This window comes from Bifidobacterium goeldii, assembly GCF_003951095.1.
In the GTDB taxonomy this organism is placed as follows: domain Bacteria; phylum Actinomycetota; class Actinomycetes; order Actinomycetales; family Bifidobacteriaceae; genus Bifidobacterium; species Bifidobacterium goeldii.
Genome location: NZ_QXGL01000005.1, coordinates 1 through 23,828 on the forward strand (window position 1 = coordinate 1; position 23,828 = coordinate 23,828).

The window sequence follows — 23,828 nt, forward strand, 5'->3', positions numbered from 1 at the left end:
CCTGACCATCATTAACCACTCTCATGGACCCCAACACCAAACAAGCATCAAGGCGACAGTCAAACTGGCAATCATTAGACAAAAAGTAGTACAAACACACTCTTGAGTTCTCAAACCACCACCACACCAACAGGCAGCCAACCAACCAGGGGAAGGAAACCCGCCGTGCTGAGCGGCAACAGGTGAATAACTTACACGCAACTCAAGGAACATGCAAATCAGCATCACAAATAACGCCGCAAAACGTTGCAACGCCGGCGTTCTATCGGCGTGTCGCAAATCGGCCACATCGGGGCTTATCCACGCCGTTACTGCCCAAGATACGCCGCATATACGCCGCGCAATCCCCAATATCCAAAAATATGAGATGCGTTTACCGAAATATCTTCTTCACTCAGCACTCTCGCCGTGCCACCGTTCATGCAACGCGGGTATACCTGTATCTATGACGAAAAAGATTGCAGTATTAACCGGCGCGGGCATCTCAACGTCCGCAGGTATCCCTGACTTCCGTGGTCCAGATGGCGTATGGACCAAGCACCCCGAGCAAATGAGCGTCTACGACATCGACGCATTCCTTGCCAACAAAGAGGAGCGCGAATACTCGTGGCGCTGGCAAAAAGAATCCCCTGTGTGGAACGCGCAGCCGGGCACCGCGCACAAAGCACTCGTCAAACTAGAAAAAGCTGGCATGCTGACACTACTGGCCACACAGAATTTCGACGCGTTGCATGAGAAAGCCGGTAACTCGCCGGACGTCATCGTCAACTTGCATGGCACAATCGGCACGTCGCACTGCATGAAATGCCACGCGAAATACAACACCGCCGACATCATGGCGCGCTTGGATGAAGAACCGGACCCGCACTGCCATCGCACGCTGCCGTACAGCGGCAATATGCCGTGCAATGGTTTGATCAAAACAGATGTCGTCTATTTTGGCGAAGCGCTGCCGGACGGCGCGATCGAAAAATCGTATGAGCGTGCCACCAAAGCCGACGAACTGTGGGTAATCGGCTCGACGCTTGAAGTATTCCCTGCCGCGAGCATTGTACCCGTCGCCGCGCAGGCAGGCGTGCCGATCACGATCATGAATATGGGCCGCACGCAATACGATCGACTCGCTACGCGACTGATCCGCGAGGACATCGCCGTCGCCCTGCCGAAGCTGGTGGACGAAACGATCGCGGAAGGCAAGTAAGCGGCGGCGGTCAACAGCACAGACCACTCAGATACGCAAATGGCATCGCACTTTCATGCGATGCCATTTTGTTGTGATGCGTCTGCGTCAGTAAATACGCTTCGGCTGGAAGCCAGCTTCCTTCAACGCCGCGAGGATGCGGTCGATGTGATCCGGTCCGTTCGTCTCGACGGTCACGCCAAGCGACACCGCGTTCGTGTAGTGGCCAGACGCCTTGAACTGATCGTGATCCAGCGCGATAACGTTCGCACGCTCCTTCGCCAGCAGCGTTGCCACCTTCACCAGCTGACCCGGCGTATCCGGCAGCTCGACTTCGAAGTTCATGATGCGACCGCGCGCGATCATACCCTTCTGAATCACTGCGCCCATTGTCACCGTATCGATATTGCCGCCCGACATAATCGGCACCACCACGTGCGGGCCGTGAGCAGACGCAAACTTACGAGAGCGCAGATTCAAGTGCTCGAGCGCAGCCAGCGACACTGCGCCAGCGGCTTCAACGACCAGCTTGTGCTTTTCGAGCATGAGCAGAATCATCTCGTTGATATCGCGCTCGGTGACGGTCACCAGATCGTCAAGGAACTCGTTGAGCAGCGCGAACGGCAGATCGCCCGGGTGCTTCACCGCCACGCCTTCAGCGGAAGTGACCACACGATCTGCAGGCACCACGCGGCCAGCAGCGAACGAGTTCTTGAACGCGGGGCTACCCTCCGGGATCGCGCCGATCACGCGCACTTCCGGCTTGAACGTCTTGATGGCGAGCGCCACACCGGCACCGAGGCCACCGCCGCCCAGCGGCACGACCACATCGGTGACGTTCGGCACGTCTTCGAGGATTTCGAGGCCGATCGTGCCCTGGCCGCAGATGACCTCGTAATCGTCGAACGGCGGCACGAAGATCATGCCCTGCGTTTCAGCGAGCTCAGCAGCATGGGCCGCAGCCTCGTCGAATACGTCGCCGTACAGCACCACGTCAGCGCCGTACGCTTTGGTGGCATCGACCTTCAATGGTGGGGTGATGGTCGGCATGCAGATTGTTGCCTTAGCGCCGCGCTCACGAGCCGCGTACGCTACGCCCTGCGCATGGTTGCCGGCGGATGCGGTGACGATGCCGTGCGCGAGCTGTTCCTCGGATAGGGAGGCGATCTTGTTGTATGCGCCGCGAATCTTGAACGATCCGGTTACCTGAAGATTTTCCGGCTTGAGCAGAATCTCATGCCCAGTCATCTCTGACAGGACAGGCGACGGAATAATTTCGGTGTGGCGAGCGGTCCCCTTCAACCGTTCGGCGGCCTTTTTCAGTTCGGCCGCATGGTCACGCTGCAATGCTTTAAGGACGTCTTTCTGTTCCATAAGCGGTAATTGTAAGCGGCGGTCTAGGCGAAGGTGGCGCGGATTCCATCATCTGCGCCACCTTCCACCTCGCTATTCGGCGCCAATCTGTATTACAGCGCGGTCACAGGCGGATAACGATGCCTTCCCACGGGTCGAGCTCGTTGTTAGCGAGAGACACCACCGCGTGCGATGCGCTGTGTGTGGCGATCACCACATCCGGCTCGGTAACACCATCGGCAACCAACTCGGCAGTATCGTGCGGCAGAGTGACTGTGCCGCCGGACAGGTTGACAACAGTGAGCAGACGTTCGCCGTCGAGCGCGCGTACGAACGCGTAAATATGCTCGTCGTCGGCGTCGATCAGTTTCCAGGAGCCGGCTGCCACGATCGGATTGTTGTGACGCAGAGCGATCAATTGCTGGTAGAACGCGTAGACAGAGTGAGGATCAGCAGTTGCAGCTGCCGCGTTGATGGTCACATGATTGTCGTTGACTGCGATCCACGGTTCGACTGCTGCGTCCGGCGTGGTAAAGCCGGCATACGTGGAATCATCCCACTGCATTGGCGTGCGCGAATTGTCACGACCGCGCGCGGCGATGCCAGCCAGCATTGACTCGGCCGACTGCACGTGGGCTTCTTCGACGCGCTGACGATACGCATTGAGTGATTCGAGATCGCGATACTGGTCAAGGCGCGTGAAGTGCGCGTTGGTCATGCCGAGTTCTTCACCCTGATACACGTATGGGGTACCACGGTGCATGTGCAACATCAGCGCGAGCGCTTTGGCAGAGCGCACGCGGGCCTCGTCGGTCGTGTCGTCACCCCAGCGGGAAACGACGCGCGGCTGATCATGGTTGCCGTCGAACAGGCTAGCCCAGCCGACGCCCGCAACGGCGGTCTGGTAGCCGGCCATGATCTGCTTGAGACGCGGCAGGTCGAGCGGGCGCGGCTTCCACTTGGTGCCGTCGCAGTCGAAGTCGACGTGCTCAAACAAGAAGAGCATATCGAGTTCACCGTTTGCGGGGTCGGTGATGTGCTCGTTGCGCGCGGGTGTGATGCCGGGCGCTTCGCCCACGGTCATGAAGCCGCTGCGACCGTCGAAGACTTCGCGACGCATTTCGGCGAGGAATTCGTCTTGACGCGGGCCGTCTGCGCAGAACGGATTCGGACTGGAGTAACCTTCTTCGCCGACCGGACCATCGGGGATTTCGGAGCCAACTTCGCCGGGGAGTTTGCCGTTCTTGTCCGTGCGCTTGGAAATCAGCGTGATGACATCCATGCGGAAGCCGTCAACGCCGCGGTCGAGCCACCAGTTCATCATGTCGTACACTGCGCGGCGCACTGCCGGGTTCTCCCAGTTCAAATCCGGCTGCTTTTTGGAGAACTGGTGGAAGAAGTATTCGCCGCGTTCTGGGCAGTATTCCCATGCGGAACCCCCAAAGTAGGAGCCCCACTGGTTTGGCTCGGCGCCGGGCGTGCCAGGCGTGGTGCCGGGGCGCGCGGGGCGCCACCAATACCAATCGGCGTGCGGGTCGTTGGGATTTTTGGACGCTTGGAACCACGCGTGCTCGTCGGAAGTGTGGTTAACGACGAGATCCATGACAATTTTCAGCCCGCGCTGGTGCGCTTCGGCGATCAGCTCGTCCATGTCAGCGAGCGTGCCGAACAGCGGGTCGATGTCCTGATAGTCGGAGATGTCGTAGCCGTTGTCGTCTTGCGGGGACTTGTATACCGGGGATAGCCAGAGCACGTCGACACCAAGGTCAGCGAGATAGTCGAGGCGACTGGTGATGCCTTTGATATCGCCGAAGCCATCGCCGTTCGTGTCTTGGAAGGAACGTGGATAAATCTGGTAGACGACTGCGTTGGTCCACCACGGGTTTGGAGTTGCGCCGTTTGTGCGAACGGTGTCAGGAAGAGTTTGACGGTTGAACGAGGTCATCATCGGCTCCTTCAGCTTCAATGCGTACGACTCATAACTGTATATGTATCACATCTACTGTGGTGACGCTCCCCCAGTCGGCCTACGGCCGCCAGCCGTCCCGCAATTACGGACTCGCTGCGCGAGCGTTTTTCTGATTCGCTGTCGCTCATTCCTCACCTAAAAACGCCGCAGGCGTTTTCTCGACGGCTCGCCCTCAGCCGAGGGGGCCGAGGGCTACCGCATACTCACTAATGTACGGCCGCATATGCGATGCGGAGTATCACTGCCGAATGGCGGTGAACAACACCGATTGCGCTGGATGAATCGACGGCGGGCGCAGGCCGTAGGTCGCGAGCGCGCGACCGCTCATCAGCACGCCGTCCTTCGTCCACCAGCCGAGCGGCGACTGCCCGTTGCCGAGCTTCAGGCCATCCAGATCAAGATCGAGCCACAATGGCTGGATGCGGTACACGCCATCCGGGTCAAGCCCAGGCAAGCGCACGGGCGCGGCCGGGTAGGTTTGCCCGGTCGTCAGCTGCGTGAACCGGTAGAACGCGGCGGAACGGTCGGGCTTGACCATGCCGTCAACACGCACGGCCGAATCAGTGTCCGCGTGCACGCAGGTGTCGATTGCGAACCAGGCGCGGTGCTTCTTGAATTCGGCGATCCACTCGCCCAGCTTCGCGACGGCGTCTGCCGGCTCCTTGAGCAGATTCCATTCGACGCCCATATGCCCAAAGAACGCCATCGTCATGCGCAGCTCCTGGCTGGTGGCGCGCTGCGTGGAGTGCGCGGGGCTGGCTCCCACGTGCTCGCCCATCATGAACGGCGGCACGAGCAGCGACGTGTAGCGCTGGATGTCGGCGCGCTCGACCGGGTCTACGCAGTCAGATACCCAAATACGATCCGCAAACTCAAGAATACCGAGGTCGACGCGCCCGCCGCCGGACGAGCAGCTTTCGATCTCGAGCCCTGGGTGCGCGGCTTTGAGATCGCGGAAGATGCGGTAGACGGCGAGCGTCTGCGCGTGCACAGCCGGGCGGCCGGTGCGCGGCGAGACCGCTTCGGTGACGAGCTTGTTGTGATCCCACTTGATGTAGTCGATACCGAGCTCGCTCACCAAAGCATCCATCGCACCGAACACATAGTCGTACGCGTCTGGATTGGTGAGATCAACAACCTGCTGCGAGCGCCCTTGCATTGGCAGGCGGCCTGCGGTCGGGCGCAAAACCCAGTCGGGATGCGCGCGGTACATATCAGAATCAGGGTTCACCATCTCCGGCTCGAACCACAGACCGAATTCCATGCCTTTGCCGTGCACGTAATCCGCCAACGCGCGCAGGCTCTTCGGACCGTCAGGCCACACGTCTTGCGCAATCTGCCAGTCGCCAAGACCACTAGTGTCGTCGCGGCGCGAGCCAAACCAACCGTCGTCTACAACGAAGCGTTCGACGCCGGTCGCCGCAGCCTTGTCAGCGAGCGCGGTGAGCGTATCGTAATCGTGCTGGAAGTACACGGCCTCCCACGTGTTGAGAATGACTGGGCGTGGTTTGACAACGAGCTGCGGGTGGCGCGATCGCAGATAGTGATGGAATCGCGCGGCGATTTCGTTCAATCCGTCGCCATACGATCCGTACACCCACGGGGTCGTGTATTCGTTGCCGCGCGCGAGTGTGATTTCGCCGCCGAGCAGCACTTCGCCGCCACCGATTACACCTTGCGTGTATGGCTGGCGTTCGGCGGAGAGCACGCTGTTACCACTCCAGCCGACGTGCACGGCGTACGCTTCGCCATGCTCGAAACCGAATCCGGGTACGCCTGCGGTGAGTAGCAGCGAGGCATCGAAGTCGGGGCGACCGGCCATCGAGACCTTTTCGAAACGCCCGATGGTAAGCGGCTGGCGTTGCGGGCTGCGTTCGCGTAAGTGGTGGCCGGTGGTGGTGAGGATTTCGGTAGCGATCGCGGGCAGTGCGAAGCCGAGTTCGACCTGACCGATTTCGAGATCGGCAGCGTCACCGACAAGATTGGTAACCGTGAGCTGTTGACGAATCAGACCTGATTCGTCAAGCTCGCAGGTCCAGCGAATGCCCACACCTTGCTCAGCATCTTGCGCGCTCACCACAACAGTCGGCACGATGATCGAGCTGCCATCTGCGTGCACGCCGGCAGCCACATCTACGGGCCGTGTCGCTACGTCTGCTTCCTTACCTTCTGGCACAGTATCGGGCACAAACCAGCCGTCGGATACGGGTTTTGAAACGGCAATATCCGTGACGGTGAACTTGCAGAACAGTTCAGCACCAGCGCGGCGAACAGAAAAGCGCGGGGCACCGATCCACGATTCGGCCTGCGTGGGCAGGATGGATGGCCACGCGGTTTCGTCGAGCGCACCGGAGACGCGCTGCGGACGAAGAGCATCATACAAGCTCAGGATGGTGGATTCGCGCGGAGCGGCGATCGGGCGCCCCCAATGCACCAGTCGCGGCAAATCATCGCCGGGGAATATCAATGCGAAAGCAACATTCGCGCTCGGCTGCTCGGCGTAGATCGCGGTGAGTTTCGTTCCGTCTGTTGCGGAACCATGGAATTGTTCGATAAGCGACATTGCTGCTCCTTGGGCTGTTGCCGGACGGATGTTCTCGTACCAATTTCGTACCGATATCGATGGTACGTGATCACGCCGATTGCGGAGGTGCCGGCGCGCGCAGCGCGACTGAGGGAGCGTTACCACGGTCAACGCAATAACCATTCAACACAACGGCAAGTTTCGACATACACATCAAACGCGAAAAGCCTTCTTACCGCCGTGCAGCGAAGAAGTCAGCGAGCACCACCGCGCACTCGTTCTCGCGCACGCCGCCGTACACTTCAGGCGTGTGACCGATGTGCGGGTCGCGCGGGATATCCCAAACGGAACCGCACGCGCCGAGCTTCGCATCCCACGCGCCGAACACGATACGTCCGACGTGAGTTTGCAAGCACGCGCCCGCACACATCGGGCAGGGTTCCAGTGTGACCACGAGCGTGCAGTCGGCGAGATTCCAAGTACCGAGGTGTTCAGCAGCTGCGCGCATAGCCAGCACTTCGGCGTGCGCGAGCGGATCAGGTTCCCCTCCACCGCGCGCATTACGCCCTTCGCCGATCACTGTGCCGTCAGCATCCAATACGAGTGCACCAACCGGTACTTCGCCCTCGCTTGCCGCCGCCTGCGCCAACGTCAGTGCGCGCATCATCGCCTCGTCAATCGGCATGGAAGCAATCGTTGAAGCAGTTGGGAAAGCAGTCATGCAAGCCAGTGTACACGAGCGCTAACAGAGCGTGTTTTTGCAACCCGGTGCAATCGCGCACCGCCCAGCGAGAAACGTAACATGGCGTGAAGCGCGAGGCTGATAGGCTGGACGCGCAAGGCCGGCCGCGCAAAGAAGGAGGAGACCGTGGCGGTATTTCAGCTCATTTTGTGCATCATCGCGGCGGTCGTACTGTCTTCATTTATCAGCCGGTTTATTCCGAAAGTTTCCACGCCACTCGTGCAGATTGCACTCGGTGCCATTGCGTCACAGCTGCCATTTTTCCCGGAGATTGAACTCGACCCGGAACTGTTCATGGTGCTGTTTATCGCGCCGCTGCTGTACTTGGAAGCGCATGAAATCGACAAGTCAGAACTGCTGAAATCAATCAAGCTGTCACTGTCGCTTGCTATTGGACTCGCAATTGCCACCATGGCCGCAGTCGGGTTTATTTTGCACGCAATCTGGCCTGCGATTCCGCTTGCTGCAGCTCTCGCGCTCGGCGCAGCACTCGGCCCAACCGACGCGGTCGCCGTCTCCTCACTCGGCAAAGAAGCGGCGCTCACACGACGCCAAATGGGCGTGCTCAAAGGCGAATCACTGTTCAACGATGCATCCGGTATCGTCGGCTTCCAGTTTGCAATTGCAGCGGCAATCACCGGACGTTTTGAAGTCGGTGAAGCAGCAGGCGAATTTGTGCTCTCGTTTATTGGCGGCGCAATGTTTGGCCTGACGATCGGCATCATCGCCAACTGGCTGTTCGAAACCATTCGCTCGCTCGGTTGGGAAACAACTACCACGCGCATTCTCATGGAGTTGTTCCTACCGTTCCTGCTGTATTTGGCTGCCGAAGATGTGGCGCACGTGTCCGGCATTCTCTCGGTGGTGGCGTCTGCGTTGTTTATTCGCTTCGACCGCACGGGTATCGGCCCGAACGTGGCGCGCACGAATATTGTGTCGAGCAGCGTGTGGGGCGTGCTGTCGTTTACGTTGAACGGCGCAGTGTTTATTCTGCTGGGCATGCTGCTACCGGATGCAATGGGTACCAGTTGGGATGACCCGGGCGTGAGTAATACGCTGCTGATTGGCGTGATTCTGCTGGTTTCCTGCGTGGTGATTGTCATGCGTTTCCTGTGGGTGAGCGCGATGCTGCGTATTGCTCGCGATCAAACCACGCATTTGCGCCGTAAGATGACGCCGGAACGACTGCGTTCTGCTGCAGTGATGACGTTCGGCGGCGCCAAGGGCACCATTACGCTATCGCTGATGTTTACCATCCCGTACGCGTTGGCGAACGGCCACTGGTTCCCTATGCGTGACGAGCTGATTTTCGTCGCTTCCGGCGTGATTATCGTGACGCTGTTGCTCGCAAACTTCCTGCTGCCGCTGCTCGCGCCAAACCGTTCGAAAGACACGTCATTGGAGATGACGGAGATTACGATCGAAGTATTGCGCCGCACGGTCGAGGAGCTGACCGGCCGTGTTACGGACGATAATCGCCGCGCAATTTTGATGGTGATCGACTCGTATACGAAGCGTATTACCAGGCTTAAGCAGCGCGTCGGTGAGCTTGATCCGCAAGGCTATGCACAACTGCAGATTGATGCGCTCGGCTGGGAGAAGGATTACGTCAAGCAGCGTCTGGCTGATGTGAAACAGCGCCGTGACGCTACCCAGTCCGCGCACGATCGCGATCTGGAAATCGAAGCGTGCGAACGTCTGCTGGATCAGATTATGAATTCACTGCGTCACATTGACACCGATCGCAATTCCGGCCATGCGATGTGGCAGATTAGGGGCCGTTTGCGCGCGTTGCAACGCCGTACGCTCACGCTGGTTCGCCGCACAAGCAGTAAGATTCGCCGCACTACGCCACTGTTTAGTGACGATGAGATTTTCGCGCACACGCGCATGGTGCAACTGCACGCGTTCGATCACGTGATTGACCGACTGTATGAGGAGATGACGCACGACCAGTACAACACTGAGCATTGCTCAATGCTGCTGCTTGATTATCGACGTGCAGAGTCTGCATTGCGTGCGCGCCCGAACATGGGTGGTAGTGCGGAGGCGATTGCTAAAGCTGAGGACGTGAAGCGCGAAAGCTACGGTATTGAATTGGGTGTGATTCAAGACATGTATGAGGCTGGCGACATTACGCGTGCGCAAGCGAAGGCATTGCGACGCAACGTCTATGTGATGAGCGTGGACGCTGATTCAAGCTTCTAACATGCGACCTAACGCATCACAGTCACAACACACCGGAGGAGAGGTCGTGCAGGAGCATCCACTGGCGTAGGTCAGCGAATTCGTCCATGCTCACTTCATGGCCTAAACCGTGATAGCTTTTCGTCGTCAACCACGTATGTTCTTCTAGCCATGCGGCGGCCGCAAAAAGCTCGTATTTAGGAATCACCGTATCGTTTTTGCCATACGTGTAGAACACAGGAATCTCATAGTCTGCAAGCCGCTCATCAGCCGGCGCAGTACCAGGCACACTACCGGGCGCGAGGTAGCCGGATAACGATATAGCTGCACGGTAGCGTTCCGGGTGAATACGCAGCAGCTGCACGGCCAGCAAACCGCCTTGTGAGAATCCGAGCGGTACTACATCGCGTTCGAGCGGAATATGCTCATCCACCCAACGATCAATGGCACTGGCTGCCGCGAAGGCTGCACGGTCAAGATCGTCGCCGGACGGTGTTGCTTCCATGAACCACGAGTATGCGCCCGGCGTAGCAGGCAGATCAGGATGACCGGGGTGCGGGCGTTCGGGTTCAAGCGTAATCGGCGCGCGCAGGGCTGCGTAATCGTTGTACGGCGCGATATAGCGCATGATGTCAGCAATATCATCTTCGTTTGAACCCCAGCCGTGCAGGCACAAGAACATTGGGCGCCCGGGGGCTGTTTCGCCACCGCCGCGCGAATATCGCACGTGGGAGACTGTCAACGGATCATTGCCGACCGTGCTGTTATTCGCTGCATCTTCGCTCATACCGCCCCAATATACCTGTTGCGCAGCGCACAGCAGCGGCTTGTATCACGCTTGGATGATGGCGCTAGGGCCGGCGCGCAAAAAAGAACCCCGGCGGGGTTGGCGCCGGGGAGAGAAAGGAGAGAAGAAGAAAGGGTTCAGTTATTGGGAATCGCTGCTGCCGTGATTCCCGTCGGCCTTGTGCTGACATGTAATAGTAAAACACCCGTTCCTTGAAACAAGTCTGCGGTTGTCTGAAAGCTTCCTGAGAATTCAGGCGCATACGCTCGATACGCGCGCCCAAGCGCATGGCAGACAGGTACGCAGTAGACTTGGAGCAGCGTATCGATACCAACAATCAAGGAGATCCCATGCTGCTGTCCGATCGCGACATCATCGCCGCCCACGAGGACGGCCATATTTCACTGGATCCGTGGACGCCTGAAATGGTGCAGCCCGCGTCGATTGATGTGCGTCTCGACCGTTTCTTCCGCCTGTTTAACAATCACGCATACACGTATGTGGATCCGGCGGAAAATCAGGGCGCGTTGACTGAACAGTTCGAGGTTGCGCCTGATGAGCCGTGGATTTTGCACCCGGGCGAGTTTGCGCTCGGCTCGACGTGGGAGTATGTGTCGCTTGATGCGACGATCGCCGCGCGCCTTGAAGGCAAGAGCTCGCTGGGTCGCTTGGGGATTCTGACCCACTCGACTGCTGGCTTTATTGACCCTGGTTTTGAGGGTCATATCACACTGGAATTAAGCAATGTTTCCACGCTGCCGGTCAAGCTGTGGCCTGGTATGAAGATTGGTCAAATGTGCTTCTTCCAGCTGAGTTCCCCTGCTGAGCACCCGTACGGTTCGAAGGAGACTGGTTCGCACTATCAGGGTCAGCGCGGACCGACCCCGAGCCGTTCGTATATTAACTTCTACAAGGCTGAGATTAACGACTGACAGTCTCCAACACCCAGAAACCTTCTGACGCTCCGCTAGCATCAGAAGTCATATACCGAAAGAGGCTCCCCGTGGGGAGCCTCTTTGTTGATTATGGGCGTTTACACAATCACGCGTTTACACCGCGGCTCTTGTCGACCGCGCGCATGATGGCCTTGTAAATCTCAGAGGCCACCAGCACGATCGCCGCTAGGCCGATGCACTCGAACCATGCGACGAAGTCGAGCGGCGTGGTGCCGAACGCGTCGTTCAGGAACGGCACGTAGATCACCACGACCTGCAGCAGGATCGAGATGCCGATTGCGCCCCACAGCCACTTGTTGCTGAACAGGCCCACGAACGCGGACTGGCGGGCGGAACGCGAGGCGATTGCGTTGAACAGCTGCGCGAACACGAGGATGGTGAAGCCCATTGTACGGGCTTCGGTCATCTGCGCATCGTGGCCGAGCGCGTCCACGGAGCGGTCGGTGAACAGGCCACCGGCGAGGTGCATATCCATGCCGATCAGCGTCACGGCGGCCATGATGATGCCAATGAACGCGATGTCAATCCACATGTCCTTGTCGATCACGCGGTCGGTCAGGCGGCGCGGCTTGCGGGCCATCACGTCGTCAGTCTGCGGGTCAACGCCCATCGCCAGGGCCGGAGCGGCGTCGGTGAGCAGGTTGATCCACAGCAGCTGCGTGGCGAGCAGCGGCACGGTCACGCCCTGCGTACCAGGCTGAGTGATGCCGAGCACGCCGGCGAGCATAACGCCGCCGAACACGGTGAACACTTCGCCCACGTTGGAGCTCAAGAGATAGCGCAGGAACTTGCGGATGTTGTCGAAGATCACGCGGCCTTCGCGCACGGCGGCAACGATGGTCGAGAAGTTGTCGTCCGCGAGGATCATCTTCGCGGATTCCTTGGTGACTTCGGTGCCGGTGATGCCCATGGCCACGCCAATATCAGCAGACTTGACGGCCGGGGCATCGTTCACACCGTCGCCGGTCATGGCGGCGATGTTGCCCTGGCGCTGCAAAGACTCAACGATCTTGAGCTTGTGCTCCGGAGCCACGCGCGCGTAGACGGAGACTTCGCTGGTTGCCTTGTCGAATGCGGCTTCGCCCTGTGCAGCCAGCTCGTCCAGCTGATCGCCGGTGAGCGCCTTGCCGCCGCGCTCGATAATACCCAGATCAGAAGCAATACGAGCGGCGGTGAGCGGGTGGTCGCCGGTGATCATGACGGTGCGAATGCCAGCGCGATGCGCTTCAGCCACGGAATCGCGAACCTCAGTGCGCGGCGGGTCGATGATGCCGACCATGCCGGCCCAGATCAGATCAGATTCGATTACATCGGACTGTTCCGAGATGTCGGTGATCTGGCCGGCCGAGTTCGTCACAATGCCGGGGACTTCGGTCAGCGAGGAGACGCCGAGCGGACGGTACGCCTCGCCAAGGGTTCGATATGCCTCGCCGGACAGCTTTTCGACGGTCGCGAGAATCGTCTGACGATCACCTTCGGTGAGCGGGCGAACCGCGCCACCCACGGCAATACGCGTGCAGTAGCTGAGCAGCACGTCCGGCGCACCCTTCGCGAACACGGTCAGGTTGCCAGCATCGGCATTGTCCTTTGCGACGATTGCCATGCGCTTGCGCTCAGACGTGAACGGAATTTCAGCCACGCGCTCGAAGTTCGCATACTTCTTATCAGCGTGAATCTTACGTGCAGCAACGATCAACGAGACTTCAGTCGGATCGCCGATCGCTTCCCACGTGCCGGACTTGGTTTCGCTCTGACGCAGATCGCCATCGTTTGCGAGCGTGCCCGCGCCGAGCGTCGCCATCACTTCGGCAGCAACGTCAGCCGGCACAGCCAGATCGCCGTCAGCGGCGCCGACCATCACCATGCGGCCTTCTGGTGCGTAACCGGTGCCAGTAATCTGCACTTCGCCGCTCGGCGTCACCACGCGCTCAACGGTCATCTCGTTGCGGGTGAGCGTACCGGTCTTGTCAGAGCAAATCACAGACGCAGAACCGAGCGTTTCCACAGAGCTGAGCTTCTTGACGATCGCGTTGTGCTTGGCCATGCGCTGCACGCCGAGCGCGAGCACAACGGTCAGGATTGCAGCCAAGCCTTCTGGCACAGCAGCAACGGCCAGCGAAACGGCCAGCAGCAGCGAATCAATGATGTCGTGCACCGAGTGGAAGCCCTGCGTGAGGGCGAGCGCGGCGAGCACGACCACAGCGATGATGCACACCGCGAGACCGAGGATCTTGGAGACGTGCGCCATTTCCTTCTGCAGCGGGGTGGCTTCGTCGTCGGTGGCGGCGAGCATGTCGGCGATCTTGCCGACCTGCGTGTTCATGCCGGTGCCAGTGACGATCGCGCGGCCGGTGCCCTGCGTGACGGACGTGCCGTTGAAGATCATGTTCGAGCGGTCGCCGAGCGCCTTGGCTTCCGCGAGCGTTTCCGGCTTCTTGCCGACCGGCACAGACTCACCGGTCAGGCTCGCTTCTGCGATGCGCAGGCTTGCGGCGGCAAACAGTCGACCATCGGCGGAGACGGTGTCGCCTTCACCGAGTACGACGATATCGCCGGGGACGACGTCAGTGGTGTTGATGTGCACGACCTTGCCGTCGCGCAGAACGGCGGTTTGCGGCGCGGTCATCTGCGCGAGCGCGGCGACGGCCTGCTCGGCGCGGGCTTCCTGAATGTAGCCCAAAACAGCATTGATGATCAGGATCAGCACGATCACCAGTGCATCAAACGGCACTGGTTCGCCGGCTCCCGGCGTATTTGCGCGCTCAATGAACCATGCGACCACCGAAATCGCGGTGGCGACAAGCAGCAGGTAGACCAGCGGATCCTGGAACTGTGCGAGGAACTTCTTCCACTTCGGCACCGGCGGCGCGCTAGCCAGCTGGTTCGGGCCGAACTTTTCAAGACGGCGCTTGGCCTCATCCGAGCTCAGGCCGGTGGCCATATCGACGTTCAGCGCCTTGGCGACCTCGCTCGCATCGGTCAACGACGGGTCAGTATCATTAAGCAACGCCTGCTGGGCGCGCACTTCTTCTGAAAGTGTTGCATCCTCTGTCTTCGCGGATGCAGCTGCGGATTGATCTTTCTGATCAACCATAGTGATCTCCTTGGTATAGCCGCGGAGTAGTCAGTCCTCACAGACGCCGGTTCTCTCTCCGTTCCGCCGTGGCAAGACTGCGCGGTTATGGGCACCGACGCAATCGCTGCCGGTGCATACGTTGCCATTATTCCATACCCCACTCCCCTTAGCGCGTAACACGCGCAACAGCACAGTACGGGGGTATTGTCGAGCAATGTTTGCGACACCTACGCTCATTACAATAGATAGCGAGTGGGGCATGATCATGTACTGCGTGGCAATGTACGCAATACAACGCTTACCGATGACGTTAAGTGTTTGCGCGAAGTGGGATTTGCCTCACGCACTGGAAGAGTGAAGGAAAGGATGATGGGATGAAACAGGGTGGAGTGATAACTCACGCACGCGGATGGCGCGCGAAAGTACAGCTATTGGCGGCGAGTATTGCAGCGATTGCGATGCTGGGCGCTTTTACGCCGGGAGCGATGGCGGATACGGCGACCGACAGCACAACTGGCAGCACGGGAAGCAGCACGACTACCACCGACACTACTAAAGCCAATCTTGATGCTGCAAAGCAGACGGTTGCCGACAAGCAGGCTGCACTCGATGCTGCCAACAAGGAGCTTACGGATGCGAAGAATGCGCAGCAGGCTGAAGCTGCAAAGAAAAGCGCGCAAGGGTTCTTTGAATACGTGCGCGATAGTGTTACTTCAACCGCCGCGCAGAAAGCAGACGCGCAGGCTGCACTCGATGTGCTGTTAGGCAAGATCGATAAGCCAAGCTGGTACGACCAGTTGGTCACGCTCGGGAAGTCTGGTGGCCCGGACACGCTCGATAATCTCACGCAGACGCTGAACTACTACGACGCGGTCAACGGTGTGCGCACTGGCAGCTCTAATAATCTCAACGCGCTCACCGTGAACCTTGAATTCGTAGCACAGGCCATCGTGAACTCGTTCTATTCAGCACATAATCTCGATCACGCGCGTACGTATAACGGTTGGGAAAATCTCATATGGGGGCCGTTCGGCGAATACACTGGTGGCACTACTGAAAGCACGCTGAACGGTGCGATGCTCGGCTGGTATTCCGACGAGAAAACCGCGTTCAACCTTGCCGCTGCCACCGGTAGCTACAACGGTCAGTATGTTGACGGTGCTTTTCTCAATGCGAATCGGCACCATGGGGGCGAGATCAGTGCGAAATATCCCAACCTGTATCACAACACCGGTCATTATCTCAACTTCGTGGATGCGGACATTGTCAGTATGGGATTCGCAGTCAATCACAACACTGACTGGTCTAACGAAGTAGTGTGGCGCGGCAGTTCGCACGCCGGTTCGATGACGGTGATCGAATTCCGCGACGCGTTCGCAGCGTATGCGAATAATGCTGAAGCTGAAGCGAAGGTCAGGGCTGCGCAAGAAAAAGTGGATACAGCACAAAAGGAATTGGACGCAGCAAAGGCGGCGCTTGACAAAGCGCAGGCAGCATATAACGCCGCGCATAGCCTCGTACCGGTATACCGCTTGTTTAACCCGAATGCAGGATTGCATCATTACACAATAAGCGCTGGCGAGCGCGATTTTCTCGTGGGCAAAGGTTGGAACTATGAGAACATTTCGTTCTATGCGACGAATCGCGACGATACGAATCCGAATATCAAGCCGGTATACCGCGAATACAATCCGAACGATGGTAACCATAATTTCACGCTGAGCAAGGGCGAGCATGATCATCTGGTTTCGCTCGGCTGGAATAACGAGCAAATCGCATGGTATACGGATGCGACCGGCGAGGTGACGGTGTATCGCTTGTACAACCCGAATAATGGCGAGCATATGTACACCACGAGCAAGGGCGAGTATGAGGTGAATGGTCAGCGCGGCTGGCATAAGGAGGGCATTGCCTGGCAGGGGTTGAAGTCTGCGAAGTGATGATATCGCGCGCACTCGTGCTTGTGCTCACGTGAGCGCGTGAACCCTCGTAAACAAAAAGTACAGCGAAGGCCGCCTGCGGTGAGGATGATGGGATACCACCACATTCTTACCGTAGGCGGCCTTCGTATGTTGTCGCTCGCTTAATACGACAACGGCACCAATTTCGTTGGTTCACCGGCCGGGCGCGCCGGCGTACCATGTGGGTGACTACGTGTGCATACGCCATATGGGCCAGGAAGGGGCGGATGATGAAGAGTTTTACCAAAGTGCTGATCGCGAGTGCGACAGCGTTTGCAATGATGGGAACGTTGGCAACAGGCGCATCTGCTGCCGATCTGAGTGATACCAGCACGCTCACCAATGCGATGTCGAATATCAGTACTACTGCTGATCAGTCTGCTGGCACGACCGACGCTTTTGACACCATCAGCAAAGCATTATCGGATACGAAAACCGCAGTGAATACTGCTACTGAGCGACTCTCGCAAGCTAAAACGCGACTTGAAGCGCTCGAAAATACTCCTGGCATCACGCCCGAATTGAAAACGGTGATTCAGCGAGCTGAGCAGAACATCGACTCGCATATTGCTGCGCTGAACGATGCGAACAGTAAGCTCGATGACGTGCAGCAGAAGCTGGAGAAAACGGAGCAGGCTGTGCAGCGCGCGCAGCAGGCGATCGAGGATGCCAAGCAGGTTATCGGTAAGGTTGACTCCTACGTACAGGATCTAGAAAAAATCTTCGATCAGATCGCGCAGGGCGGCGATACTGGTCATCACAGCAACCAGCCCACTGGCACGCCGATCGACGTGTATCGCCTATACAATCCGAACGCCGGCGTACATCATTACACGACCAGCATTGCGGAACGCGATATGCTCATCCACGCCGGTTGGAACAACGAAAACACGGCGTTCAAAGCAGCGAAAACTGACGCGACGGACACAAATCTTCAGCCTGTGTACCGTGAATACAATCCGAATAACGGCCAGCATAATTGGACGCTCAGCAAGGGCGAGCATGATCATCTGGTTTCGCTCGGCTGGCGCAATGAGGGTATTGCCTGGTACGTTGACCCGGCCGGCCAGGTGACCGTGTACCGCATGTACAATCCGAACAGCGGCGAGCACCTGTATACCACCAACGTCAACGAGTATGTGACTAATGCTGGCCGCGGATGGAATCCTGAAAGTGTGGCGTGGAAGGGATTGAAGTAAGCGCTACGCTCACGCAAATCTCACGCAAGCGATCATCGTGCTTCTTCAGTAGCGCTAGCAGCAGAACCAGTAGAGCTAGCGGATTCGCGGCGGGCAGTAAGTTCGTCGCGAATCTGCTGAAGCAGTACGACCGTTTGCTGTTCGGGTGTGAGCGCATCGGAATTATCAGTTTTTGCAGTCTTGTCGGCAGAGCTGCTCTCCCCCGCTTCGGCGTGATCGCCACCTAACACTGCGCTGATTTTCGCTTTTGACAGCAATGCTTCTGACATATCACGTAGTTTGTTAATCGGCACGAGAATGCAGAAGTACACGGCCACTGCGATAACGAGGAAGTTCAGCAGCGAGCCTAATACTGCGCCGAACGAGATCGTCGCTCCGTTGAAGGTGATTGCCAGCAAACCGTCCATGTTTGGTTTGCCGAAAATCATTGCGATCAGCGGATTGATCACGCTGTTGACGATCGCGTTCACTACGGCAGTGACCGCGCCGCCCATAACCACGCCGACGGCCATATCGATCATGTTGCCGCGAGAAATAAACTTTTTAAATCCGTCGATCATGCTGCCTCCTTGGGCTCTGCGACTAGGCAATCAATCAGGCGATCGCCTGCTGTAAGCCTATCGCAGCAACAGATTGCGCCCCTCAAGCGTCTTGCGAATAGTCGCAATGTGACGGCGGCTCAATCCGTAGAGCTGCATAATCGTCTCATCAAGCTCGTCATACAGCGTCTCTACCGAGCCGGATGCGCGCATAATGCGATTCACTTGCCGCACAATATCAGCTTGCACCGCGTCGCTCGCCATCGGAATCGGAATGCTCTCAAGGTGCGAGCGCAACAGTTTTACCGAATGATATTGCTGCATGAGCATGTAGGCGACCGGGCTGGAATTAAGGATTGCCAGCACGTATTTCATATCGAGACCGGGAATGCGCGGAATCAAGATATTGCAGCTGTTCAATGACAGCGTTTGCGCGTCATCGTAGGCGAATACAGGCACTTCGCTAATGAATCGGTACAACAGTTTTTCCGGCGCACGATACACTTCTACTGGCGCAACCTGCTGGAACAAGTCCGGTTCGAACCGCAGATAATGACTGGCTGGTTTGATGCCATAGCGCAGAATATCGCTGCCTTTGAGTACGTCTTCACAACCGTCAAAACGTTCTTCAGCAACGTATCGTTTGTTGTCGCCAGTAACAATGCCGAGCGCAAACGTCGCATTGCCTTTGAGATACGCGGCGTCGTCAATGGTAACGATTGCTTGCAAGCAATCGTATTCAGCGTCAGTCATGTTCAGCGGCAATGCGCCATCATCGCTGCGGCGATCTTTGGCGATAATAAACGTGCGATCACTATTGCGCACGGTGCAGCCAGCAATACGCCCCGCATGGCGTTTAGCAGCGCCAAGCACCACGCATGGCGACTGCACACCGGAAAATACATTGCCTAAATACGTGACAAAAGCCAGTGAGCAAGAGGAGAGCAACACTTGGCGCGCCGGCTGATGAGTAGCCACGCTCAGTACTGCTTCAGGCAGTACGAACGCGAGCATGCCGTCATCGCGCAGCATGTCGATTGCGCGTTCGATAAACAGATCGTAAGACTCGAGGCTGGCGTCTCCTGCAGTGCGATACACCGATCGGTAGCGGATGATTTCGTCAGCGGTGAAGTCGCTGCCCCATGGAGGATTGCCGAATACGACATCGTAGCAACGATCAGGCTTGTCGAGCAGCGTATTACTGATAACGATGTGTTCGCGCAAATCGTCCAGCGACAAGCTCGGATCAATAAGCGCAAGATTGATGCGCGCAAGATACACGCTGATCGGGTCGATATCCTGCCCGTACATGTTGGCGCAGTGAATACCGCGCTGTGCGAGTCCGATCAAGAAATTACCGCTGCCGCAGCAGGGGTCGCAGACAGTTTTGTACGCCAGCGCATCATGCTCATACAAGCCGCGAATCAGCTCATTGACCACGTTTTCAGGCGTGTAGTACGCGCCCGCATGCTTGCGCTCACCGAGATCGCGCAACGAAATATATGCGAAGCCGAGCGAATCCTCACCTTTAACAAAGCGAATACCCTGGTTGAGGGTGTCATGCAGTCGAGCCAGCGTTTCCGGAGCAACCGCGTCACTATGCAGTAGGTCGGTGATAAGCCCATAAAACACCGTGTCATCGCGATGCCAGGCAAGAAAGTCAACGAGCACGTCATTGCTGCCATACTCGATACCACGGCTCTGATAGTAGGCTTGCACGGCGAGGTTGGCGAGCGTTACGCGCAGATCGTTATCGCCGTGGATTTCGCCCAGCTCAAGTAGCGCTTCTACGCAATCGCGATTCTCTTGCGTATGCACATAGTCTTTGTACAGTGCGCTGCCGCTGACACCGCTTTTGTTGCGGCGGCTTTTGAGGCGATCGTTTTTGCCGGAGCGGATGGCAGCAACGAGCGAGTCAACATACTTGGGACTGAAGTATTTACCGTTGACGTCCGGGGTGAGCTTGCCGAGTCGCACCCAATTTTTTGCGGTGGCTTTGGCGATGGATAGGGATTGGCAAACGTCGTCGAGGGTCAGTACCGTGGTTTCTGTTTCGAACAGGCTCGGCTGCTCGGCGAAATCGGGGCTGCGGCGGAGATCTTTCGGTTTGCTGGCAGTGTCTGGAATCAGCCAGACTCCACTGACCATGCCAGCGCCTTCGATGCGCCCCTGCTCGCACAGCAGTTGGACGCGGCGCTTGGACAGGTTGAAGCGTTCGGCGGCTTCACTTACCGATAGATACACAACGACCCTCTCACTTGACGCTTAATGCATTAATGACCATATTGTAGCCTTGCGGCGAACAATATGGTCATTAATAACACGCATAGTACACGCACAGCGTAGTGGAGTCTGCGGGCTTACGCGTACGTCTCTTACGCCTTCGTCACATGCCCGCCAAACTGGGCGCGCATCGTAGAAACCACACGCAGCGTATCATCGCCACCACCGCGCGAAGTCTGGCGCGCGTACAGTGCCGCAGCCGTTGCGGGAGTTGGCACGCCAAGTTCGAGCGCTGCCTCAATCATCCATTTCGCTTCGCCGGACTCGTTGGCAACCGGCGGCATGTCCTTCAGCGTCGGGTCACTCTTAAACGCGTCGGCGAGCAGATCAAGCAGCCAGGAGCCAACCACTGAGCCGGACTTCCACGAGGTCATCACGGCAGCCGGGTCGCTCACCAGCTCAGAGCGGACCATCGTCGCGAAGCCCTCGCCGAACGCCTGCATCATGCCGTATTCGATGCCGTTATGCACCATCTTGGCGAAGTGGCCACCACCCACCGGGCCGGCGTGCACCAGACCGTACTCGCCTTCCGGTTTGAGTGTCTCGTACAGCGGCCGCACGCGCTCGAAGTCCTCCGCCGAGCCGCCAACCATCAACGCATAGCCGCGCTTGATACCCCACACGCCACCGGAAACACCGCAATCCATGAAGTGGATGCCCTTGGCGGCGAGCTGCTCAGCATGGCGCGCATCGTCAACATAGCGGGTATTACCGCCGTCGATCACCATGTCACCCTCGTCGAGCAGATCGTACAAGGTGTCGATGGTACTGTCGGTGGGCTTGCCGGCCGGAACCATTACCCACACCGTGCGCGGGGCGTCCAGTGCAGCGACGAGCGCTTCGAGCGAGTCCACGTCACGGCCGGAGTCCGGCGACATGTCGTAGCCGACTACCGTGTGCCCGCCGGCGGCGAGACGCTTGGCCATGTTGCCGCCCATGCGGCCGAGTCCGATCATTCCAATCTGCATTGTGATTCCTTTCACGACGTTGTGGTTGAGTTCAATGAATTCACTTGATTGTGTTAATGAGAGATACGACTATGACTACGGCTACGGCGTCACAACACCAGCGAGAGCAGCATCACGCAGCCGAGGCCGACCACGGAAAGAATGGTTTCCATCAGCGACCAAGTCTTTAACGTCTGCGTAACGCTCATGCCGAAGTACTCTTTGACCAGCCAGAAACCAGCATCGTTGAGATGCGAGAAGAACACGGAACCAGCGCCAATTGCGAGCACGAGCAGTGCCAGATGCGTCGGGTCCATGCCGGCAGCAAGCGGCACCATAATGCCAGACGCAGTCACAGTGGCCACAGTGGCGGAACCGGTAGCAAGACGGATGAGCACGGCGACCAGCCAGCCGGCGAACAGCGGGTTCATTGCGGATTCGGAAATACTATGGGCGATTACGTCGCCAATACCAGAATCGACGAGGGTCTGCTTGAAACCGCCGCCAGCGCCCACGATGAACACGATGCCAGCTACGGAGGCGAAAGACTTGCCAACCTCGCCGTTAATGAATTCGCGGGTGCGGCCCTGCATGAAGCCGAGCAGCACCATCGCCACGACGGCAGTAATAAACAGCGCGGTCAGCGGCGTGCCAATGAACACGAGCGCGCGGCCCCACACCGACTTGGTCTGCTCGGTCAAGTCAACCACAGAAGCAGCGAGCATCAGCACTACCGGCAGCAAAATGACGGTCATGGCCTGCGCAAAAGACGGACGCTTGGATTCGTCTTTGACAGCTTCCTTCTCAGCCTCCTGCTCGGGGGCCTGAATCGGCACCCACTTGGCCATCAGGCGAGCTGCAAGCGGGCCAGAAATAATGACAGTTGGAATAGCAACGATCAGGCCGAGCGCCAGTGTGACACCGAGATTGGCATTGAGCGCAGAGATGGCGACCAGTGGGCCGGGATGCGGCGGCACGAAGGCGTGCAGCGTGGACAAACCAGCAAGCGCGGAGATACCGAGGAGAATGACGGGGGCCTTAGCGCGGCGAGCTGCAAACAGCACAACGGGGATGAGGATGACGACGCCGACTTCGAAGAACATCGGAATACCGACGATGAAGGCGATAAGCGCCATCGCCCACGGCAGCATCTGCAGCGGCGTTTTCGCCATAATCGTGTCAACGATAACGTCAGCGCCACCGGATGCGAACAGCAGCGTGCCGATAATCGAGCCGAATGCGATGAGCAAGCCAACGTTGGAGACGGTCGAGCCAACGCCGGAAGTGAAGCTATTCCACGATTCGTCGAATGGTACGCCAGCGCACACGGCCATAACGAACGAGCCAACCATGAGAGAGATAAACGGGTGGACTTTGGCCACGGCGATGAGCAGCACGATAGCCGCAATGCCGATAATGGCCGCGATAATAAGGTTCATTGAGGTGCGTCCTTGCAGTTGTCAGAGCAAAAAGCTGGGAATTGGGGAATCTCGAAGAGATACTCCAGCGGTAAGCGGTACGTAAAAAAGGAAACTGAACAGTACTCTGCAATCCGTGCCGTTTAGGCTGCGGTCTTAACCTGCGCAGCGGCCGGAGCTTCCGCCTTGCGCGCTTGGTACGCTTTGACTGCGTCAACAGCCTGGGAGACAACTTCGTCGATAGTGCCTTCCACAGAAACGACTACGCCGTTCTCGTCTGCTTCGAGCGGCTGCAACGTTGCGAACTGGCTGGCGAGCAGCGACGGTGGCATGAAGTGATCTTTGCGAGCGGCAAGACGGCTGTAGATCAGCTCTTGCGAGCCGGCAAGGTGCACGAAGAAAACGTCAACGTTTTCGCGCAGCAGATCACGGTAGGAGCGCTTGAGCGCGGAGCTGGAGACCACGGTGTTCTGACCGAGTGCTTCGCGGGCGACCATCCACGTGTTGATCACGCGCAGCCACGGCCAACGATCCTCATCGGTAAGCGGAATGCCGGCGCTCATCTTGTCAATATTGGCTTTCGGGTGGAAATCGTCGCCCTCAGCCATCACGAATCCAAGCTGATCGCGAATCGCTTCTGCCACCGTGGATTTGCCGCATCCTGCAACGCCCATCACTACAACGTGAATGCTCATTTGGAGTTCCTT

The 23,828-nt window shown here is 58.1% G+C and carries 16 protein-coding genes; 5 read left to right on the forward strand and 11 right to left on the reverse strand.

Annotation, left to right across the window (positions count from 1 at the left end; genetic code table 11):
* Nucleotides 1-445: 445 nt before the first annotated feature.
* Complete coding sequence (locus D2E25_RS07735) at nucleotides 446-1,201, forward strand: Sir2 family NAD-dependent protein deacetylase (protein WP_125981535.1); 756 nt, start codon at nucleotides 446-448, stop codon at nucleotides 1,199-1,201.
* Nucleotides 1,202-1,288: 87 nt separating this feature from the next.
* On the opposite strand, the gene ilvA is transcribed toward D2E25_RS07735, so the two are convergent.
* From ilvA to D2E25_RS07755, 4 genes are all read right to left on the reverse strand, one after another.
* Entirely contained in the window at nucleotides 1,289-2,554 is a 1,266-nt protein-coding gene (gene ilvA / locus D2E25_RS07740) for a threonine ammonia-lyase (RefSeq protein ID WP_125981537.1), read from the reverse strand.
* A 103-nt stretch (nucleotides 2,555-2,657) separates the two neighbouring features.
* The gene (locus D2E25_RS07745) at nucleotides 2,658-4,478 is read right to left on the reverse strand and encodes a glycoside hydrolase family 13 protein (RefSeq protein ID WP_125981755.1); all 1,821 of its coding nucleotides are present in this window, start codon (nucleotides 4,476-4,478) and stop codon (nucleotides 2,658-2,660) included.
* 262 nt (nucleotides 4,479-4,740) lie between these two features.
* Complete coding sequence (locus tag D2E25_RS07750; RefSeq protein WP_125981539.1) at nucleotides 4,741-7,065, reverse strand: alpha-galactosidase; 2,325 nt, start codon at nucleotides 7,063-7,065, stop codon at nucleotides 4,741-4,743.
* A 193-nt stretch (nucleotides 7,066-7,258) separates the two neighbouring features.
* Nucleotides 7,259-7,711, reverse strand: coding sequence for a nucleoside deaminase (locus D2E25_RS07755; protein ID WP_125981757.1), 453 nt, complete (start codon nucleotides 7,709-7,711; stop codon nucleotides 7,259-7,261).
* A 183-nt stretch (nucleotides 7,712-7,894) separates the two neighbouring features.
* On the opposite strand from D2E25_RS07755, the gene D2E25_RS07760 reads away from it, so the two are divergent.
* Entirely contained in the window at nucleotides 7,895-9,976 is a 2,082-nt protein-coding gene (locus D2E25_RS07760; RefSeq protein ID WP_125981541.1) for a cation:proton antiporter, read from the forward strand.
* Between the two features lie 22 nt (nucleotides 9,977-9,998).
* Here D2E25_RS07760 and D2E25_RS07765 read toward each other — a convergent pair whose 3' ends face one another.
* Nucleotides 9,999-10,742 (reverse strand): alpha/beta hydrolase, encoded by a 744-nt coding sequence (locus tag D2E25_RS07765; protein ID WP_125981543.1) that lies wholly within the window; start codon nucleotides 10,740-10,742, stop codon nucleotides 9,999-10,001.
* 350 nt (nucleotides 10,743-11,092) lie between these two features.
* Here D2E25_RS07765 and dcd point away from each other — a divergent pair, with 350 nt between their 5' ends.
* Nucleotides 11,093-11,674 (forward strand): dCTP deaminase, encoded by a 582-nt coding sequence (dcd, locus tag D2E25_RS07770; protein ID WP_125981759.1) that lies wholly within the window; start codon nucleotides 11,093-11,095, stop codon nucleotides 11,672-11,674.
* Between the two features lie 109 nt (nucleotides 11,675-11,783).
* Here the strand turns inward: dcd and D2E25_RS07775 are convergent, their stop codons facing one another.
* Complete coding sequence (locus tag D2E25_RS07775; RefSeq protein WP_125981545.1) at nucleotides 11,784-14,792, reverse strand: cation-translocating P-type ATPase; 3,009 nt, start codon at nucleotides 14,790-14,792, stop codon at nucleotides 11,784-11,786.
* A 356-nt stretch (nucleotides 14,793-15,148) separates the two neighbouring features.
* On the opposite strand from D2E25_RS07775, the gene D2E25_RS07780 reads away from it, so the two are divergent.
* Nucleotides 15,149-16,714, forward strand: a complete 1,566-nt coding sequence (locus D2E25_RS07780; protein ID WP_125981547.1) for a CAP domain-containing protein — start codon at nucleotides 15,149-15,151, stop codon at nucleotides 16,712-16,714.
* Between the two features lie 248 nt (nucleotides 16,715-16,962).
* Nucleotides 16,963-17,934: a hypothetical protein gene (locus D2E25_RS07785; protein ID WP_125981549.1), complete on the forward strand. Its 972-nt coding sequence runs from the start codon at nucleotides 16,963-16,965 to the stop codon at nucleotides 17,932-17,934.
* A 32-nt stretch (nucleotides 17,935-17,966) separates the two neighbouring features.
* On the opposite strand, the gene D2E25_RS07790 is transcribed toward D2E25_RS07785, so the two are convergent.
* The 5 genes from D2E25_RS07790 to D2E25_RS07810 all read right to left on the reverse strand — a co-directional run bounded on the left by D2E25_RS07790 (nucleotide 17,967) and on the right by D2E25_RS07810 (nucleotide 23,816).
* Nucleotides 17,967-18,494, reverse strand: coding sequence for an MscL family protein (locus tag D2E25_RS07790; RefSeq protein ID WP_125981551.1), 528 nt, complete (start codon nucleotides 18,492-18,494; stop codon nucleotides 17,967-17,969).
* A 57-nt stretch (nucleotides 18,495-18,551) separates the two neighbouring features.
* Entirely contained in the window at nucleotides 18,552-20,717 is a 2,166-nt protein-coding gene (locus D2E25_RS07795) for an N-6 DNA methylase (protein ID WP_125981553.1), read from the reverse strand.
* A 131-nt stretch (nucleotides 20,718-20,848) separates the two neighbouring features.
* Entirely contained in the window at nucleotides 20,849-21,724 is an 876-nt protein-coding gene (gene gnd, locus D2E25_RS07800; protein ID WP_125981555.1) for a phosphogluconate dehydrogenase (NAD(+)-dependent, decarboxylating), read from the reverse strand.
* An 89-nt stretch (nucleotides 21,725-21,813) separates the two neighbouring features.
* Nucleotides 21,814-23,142 carry a GntP family permease gene (locus D2E25_RS07805; protein ID WP_125981557.1) on the reverse strand — a complete coding sequence of 443 codons (1,329 nt, stop codon included), beginning with the start codon at nucleotides 23,140-23,142 and terminating at the stop codon, nucleotides 21,814-21,816.
* A 122-nt stretch (nucleotides 23,143-23,264) separates the two neighbouring features.
* Nucleotides 23,265-23,816 carry a gluconokinase gene (locus tag D2E25_RS07810; protein WP_125981559.1) on the reverse strand — a complete coding sequence of 184 codons (552 nt, stop codon included), beginning with the start codon at nucleotides 23,814-23,816 and terminating at the stop codon, nucleotides 23,265-23,267.
* Nucleotides 23,817-23,828 lie beyond the last annotated feature (12 nt).

Bases quoted from the DNA above. Each gene is read 5' to 3' on its own strand.
- D2E25_RS07735 (WP_125981535.1), top strand. From the start codon at position 446: ATGACGAAAAAGATTGCAGTATTAACCGGCGCGGGCATCTCAACGTCC.
- ilvA (WP_125981537.1), bottom strand. From the start codon at position 2,554: ATGGAACAGAAAGACGTCCTTAAAGCATTGCAGCGTGACCATGCGGCC.
- D2E25_RS07745 (WP_125981755.1), bottom strand. From the start codon at position 4,478: ATGACCTCGTTCAACCGTCAAACTCTTCCTGACACCGTTCGCACAAAC.
- D2E25_RS07750 (WP_125981539.1), bottom strand. From the start codon at position 7,065: ATGTCGCTTATCGAACAATTCCATGGTTCCGCAACAGACGGAACGAAA.
- D2E25_RS07755 (WP_125981757.1), bottom strand. From the start codon at position 7,711: ATGCCGATTGACGAGGCGATGATGCGCGCACTGACGTTGGCGCAGGCG.
- D2E25_RS07765 (WP_125981543.1), bottom strand. From the start codon at position 10,742: ATGAGCGAAGATGCAGCGAATAACAGCACGGTCGGCAATGATCCGTTG.
- dcd (WP_125981759.1), top strand. From the start codon at position 11,093: ATGCTGCTGTCCGATCGCGACATCATCGCCGCCCACGAGGACGGCCAT.
- D2E25_RS07775 (WP_125981545.1), bottom strand. From the start codon at position 14,792: ATGGTTGATCAGAAAGATCAATCCGCAGCTGCATCCGCGAAGACAGAG.
- D2E25_RS07780 (WP_125981547.1), top strand. From the start codon at position 15,149: ATGAAACAGGGTGGAGTGATAACTCACGCACGCGGATGGCGCGCGAAA.
- D2E25_RS07785 (WP_125981549.1), top strand. From the start codon at position 16,963: ATGATGAAGAGTTTTACCAAAGTGCTGATCGCGAGTGCGACAGCGTTT.
- D2E25_RS07790 (WP_125981551.1), bottom strand. From the start codon at position 18,494: ATGATCGACGGATTTAAAAAGTTTATTTCTCGCGGCAACATGATCGAT.
- gnd (WP_125981555.1), bottom strand. From the start codon at position 21,724: ATGCAGATTGGAATGATCGGACTCGGCCGCATGGGCGGCAACATGGCC.
- D2E25_RS07805 (WP_125981557.1), bottom strand. From the start codon at position 23,142: ATGAACCTTATTATCGCGGCCATTATCGGCATTGCGGCTATCGTGCTG.
- D2E25_RS07810 (WP_125981559.1), bottom strand. From the start codon at position 23,816: ATGAGCATTCACGTTGTAGTGATGGGCGTTGCAGGATGCGGCAAATCC.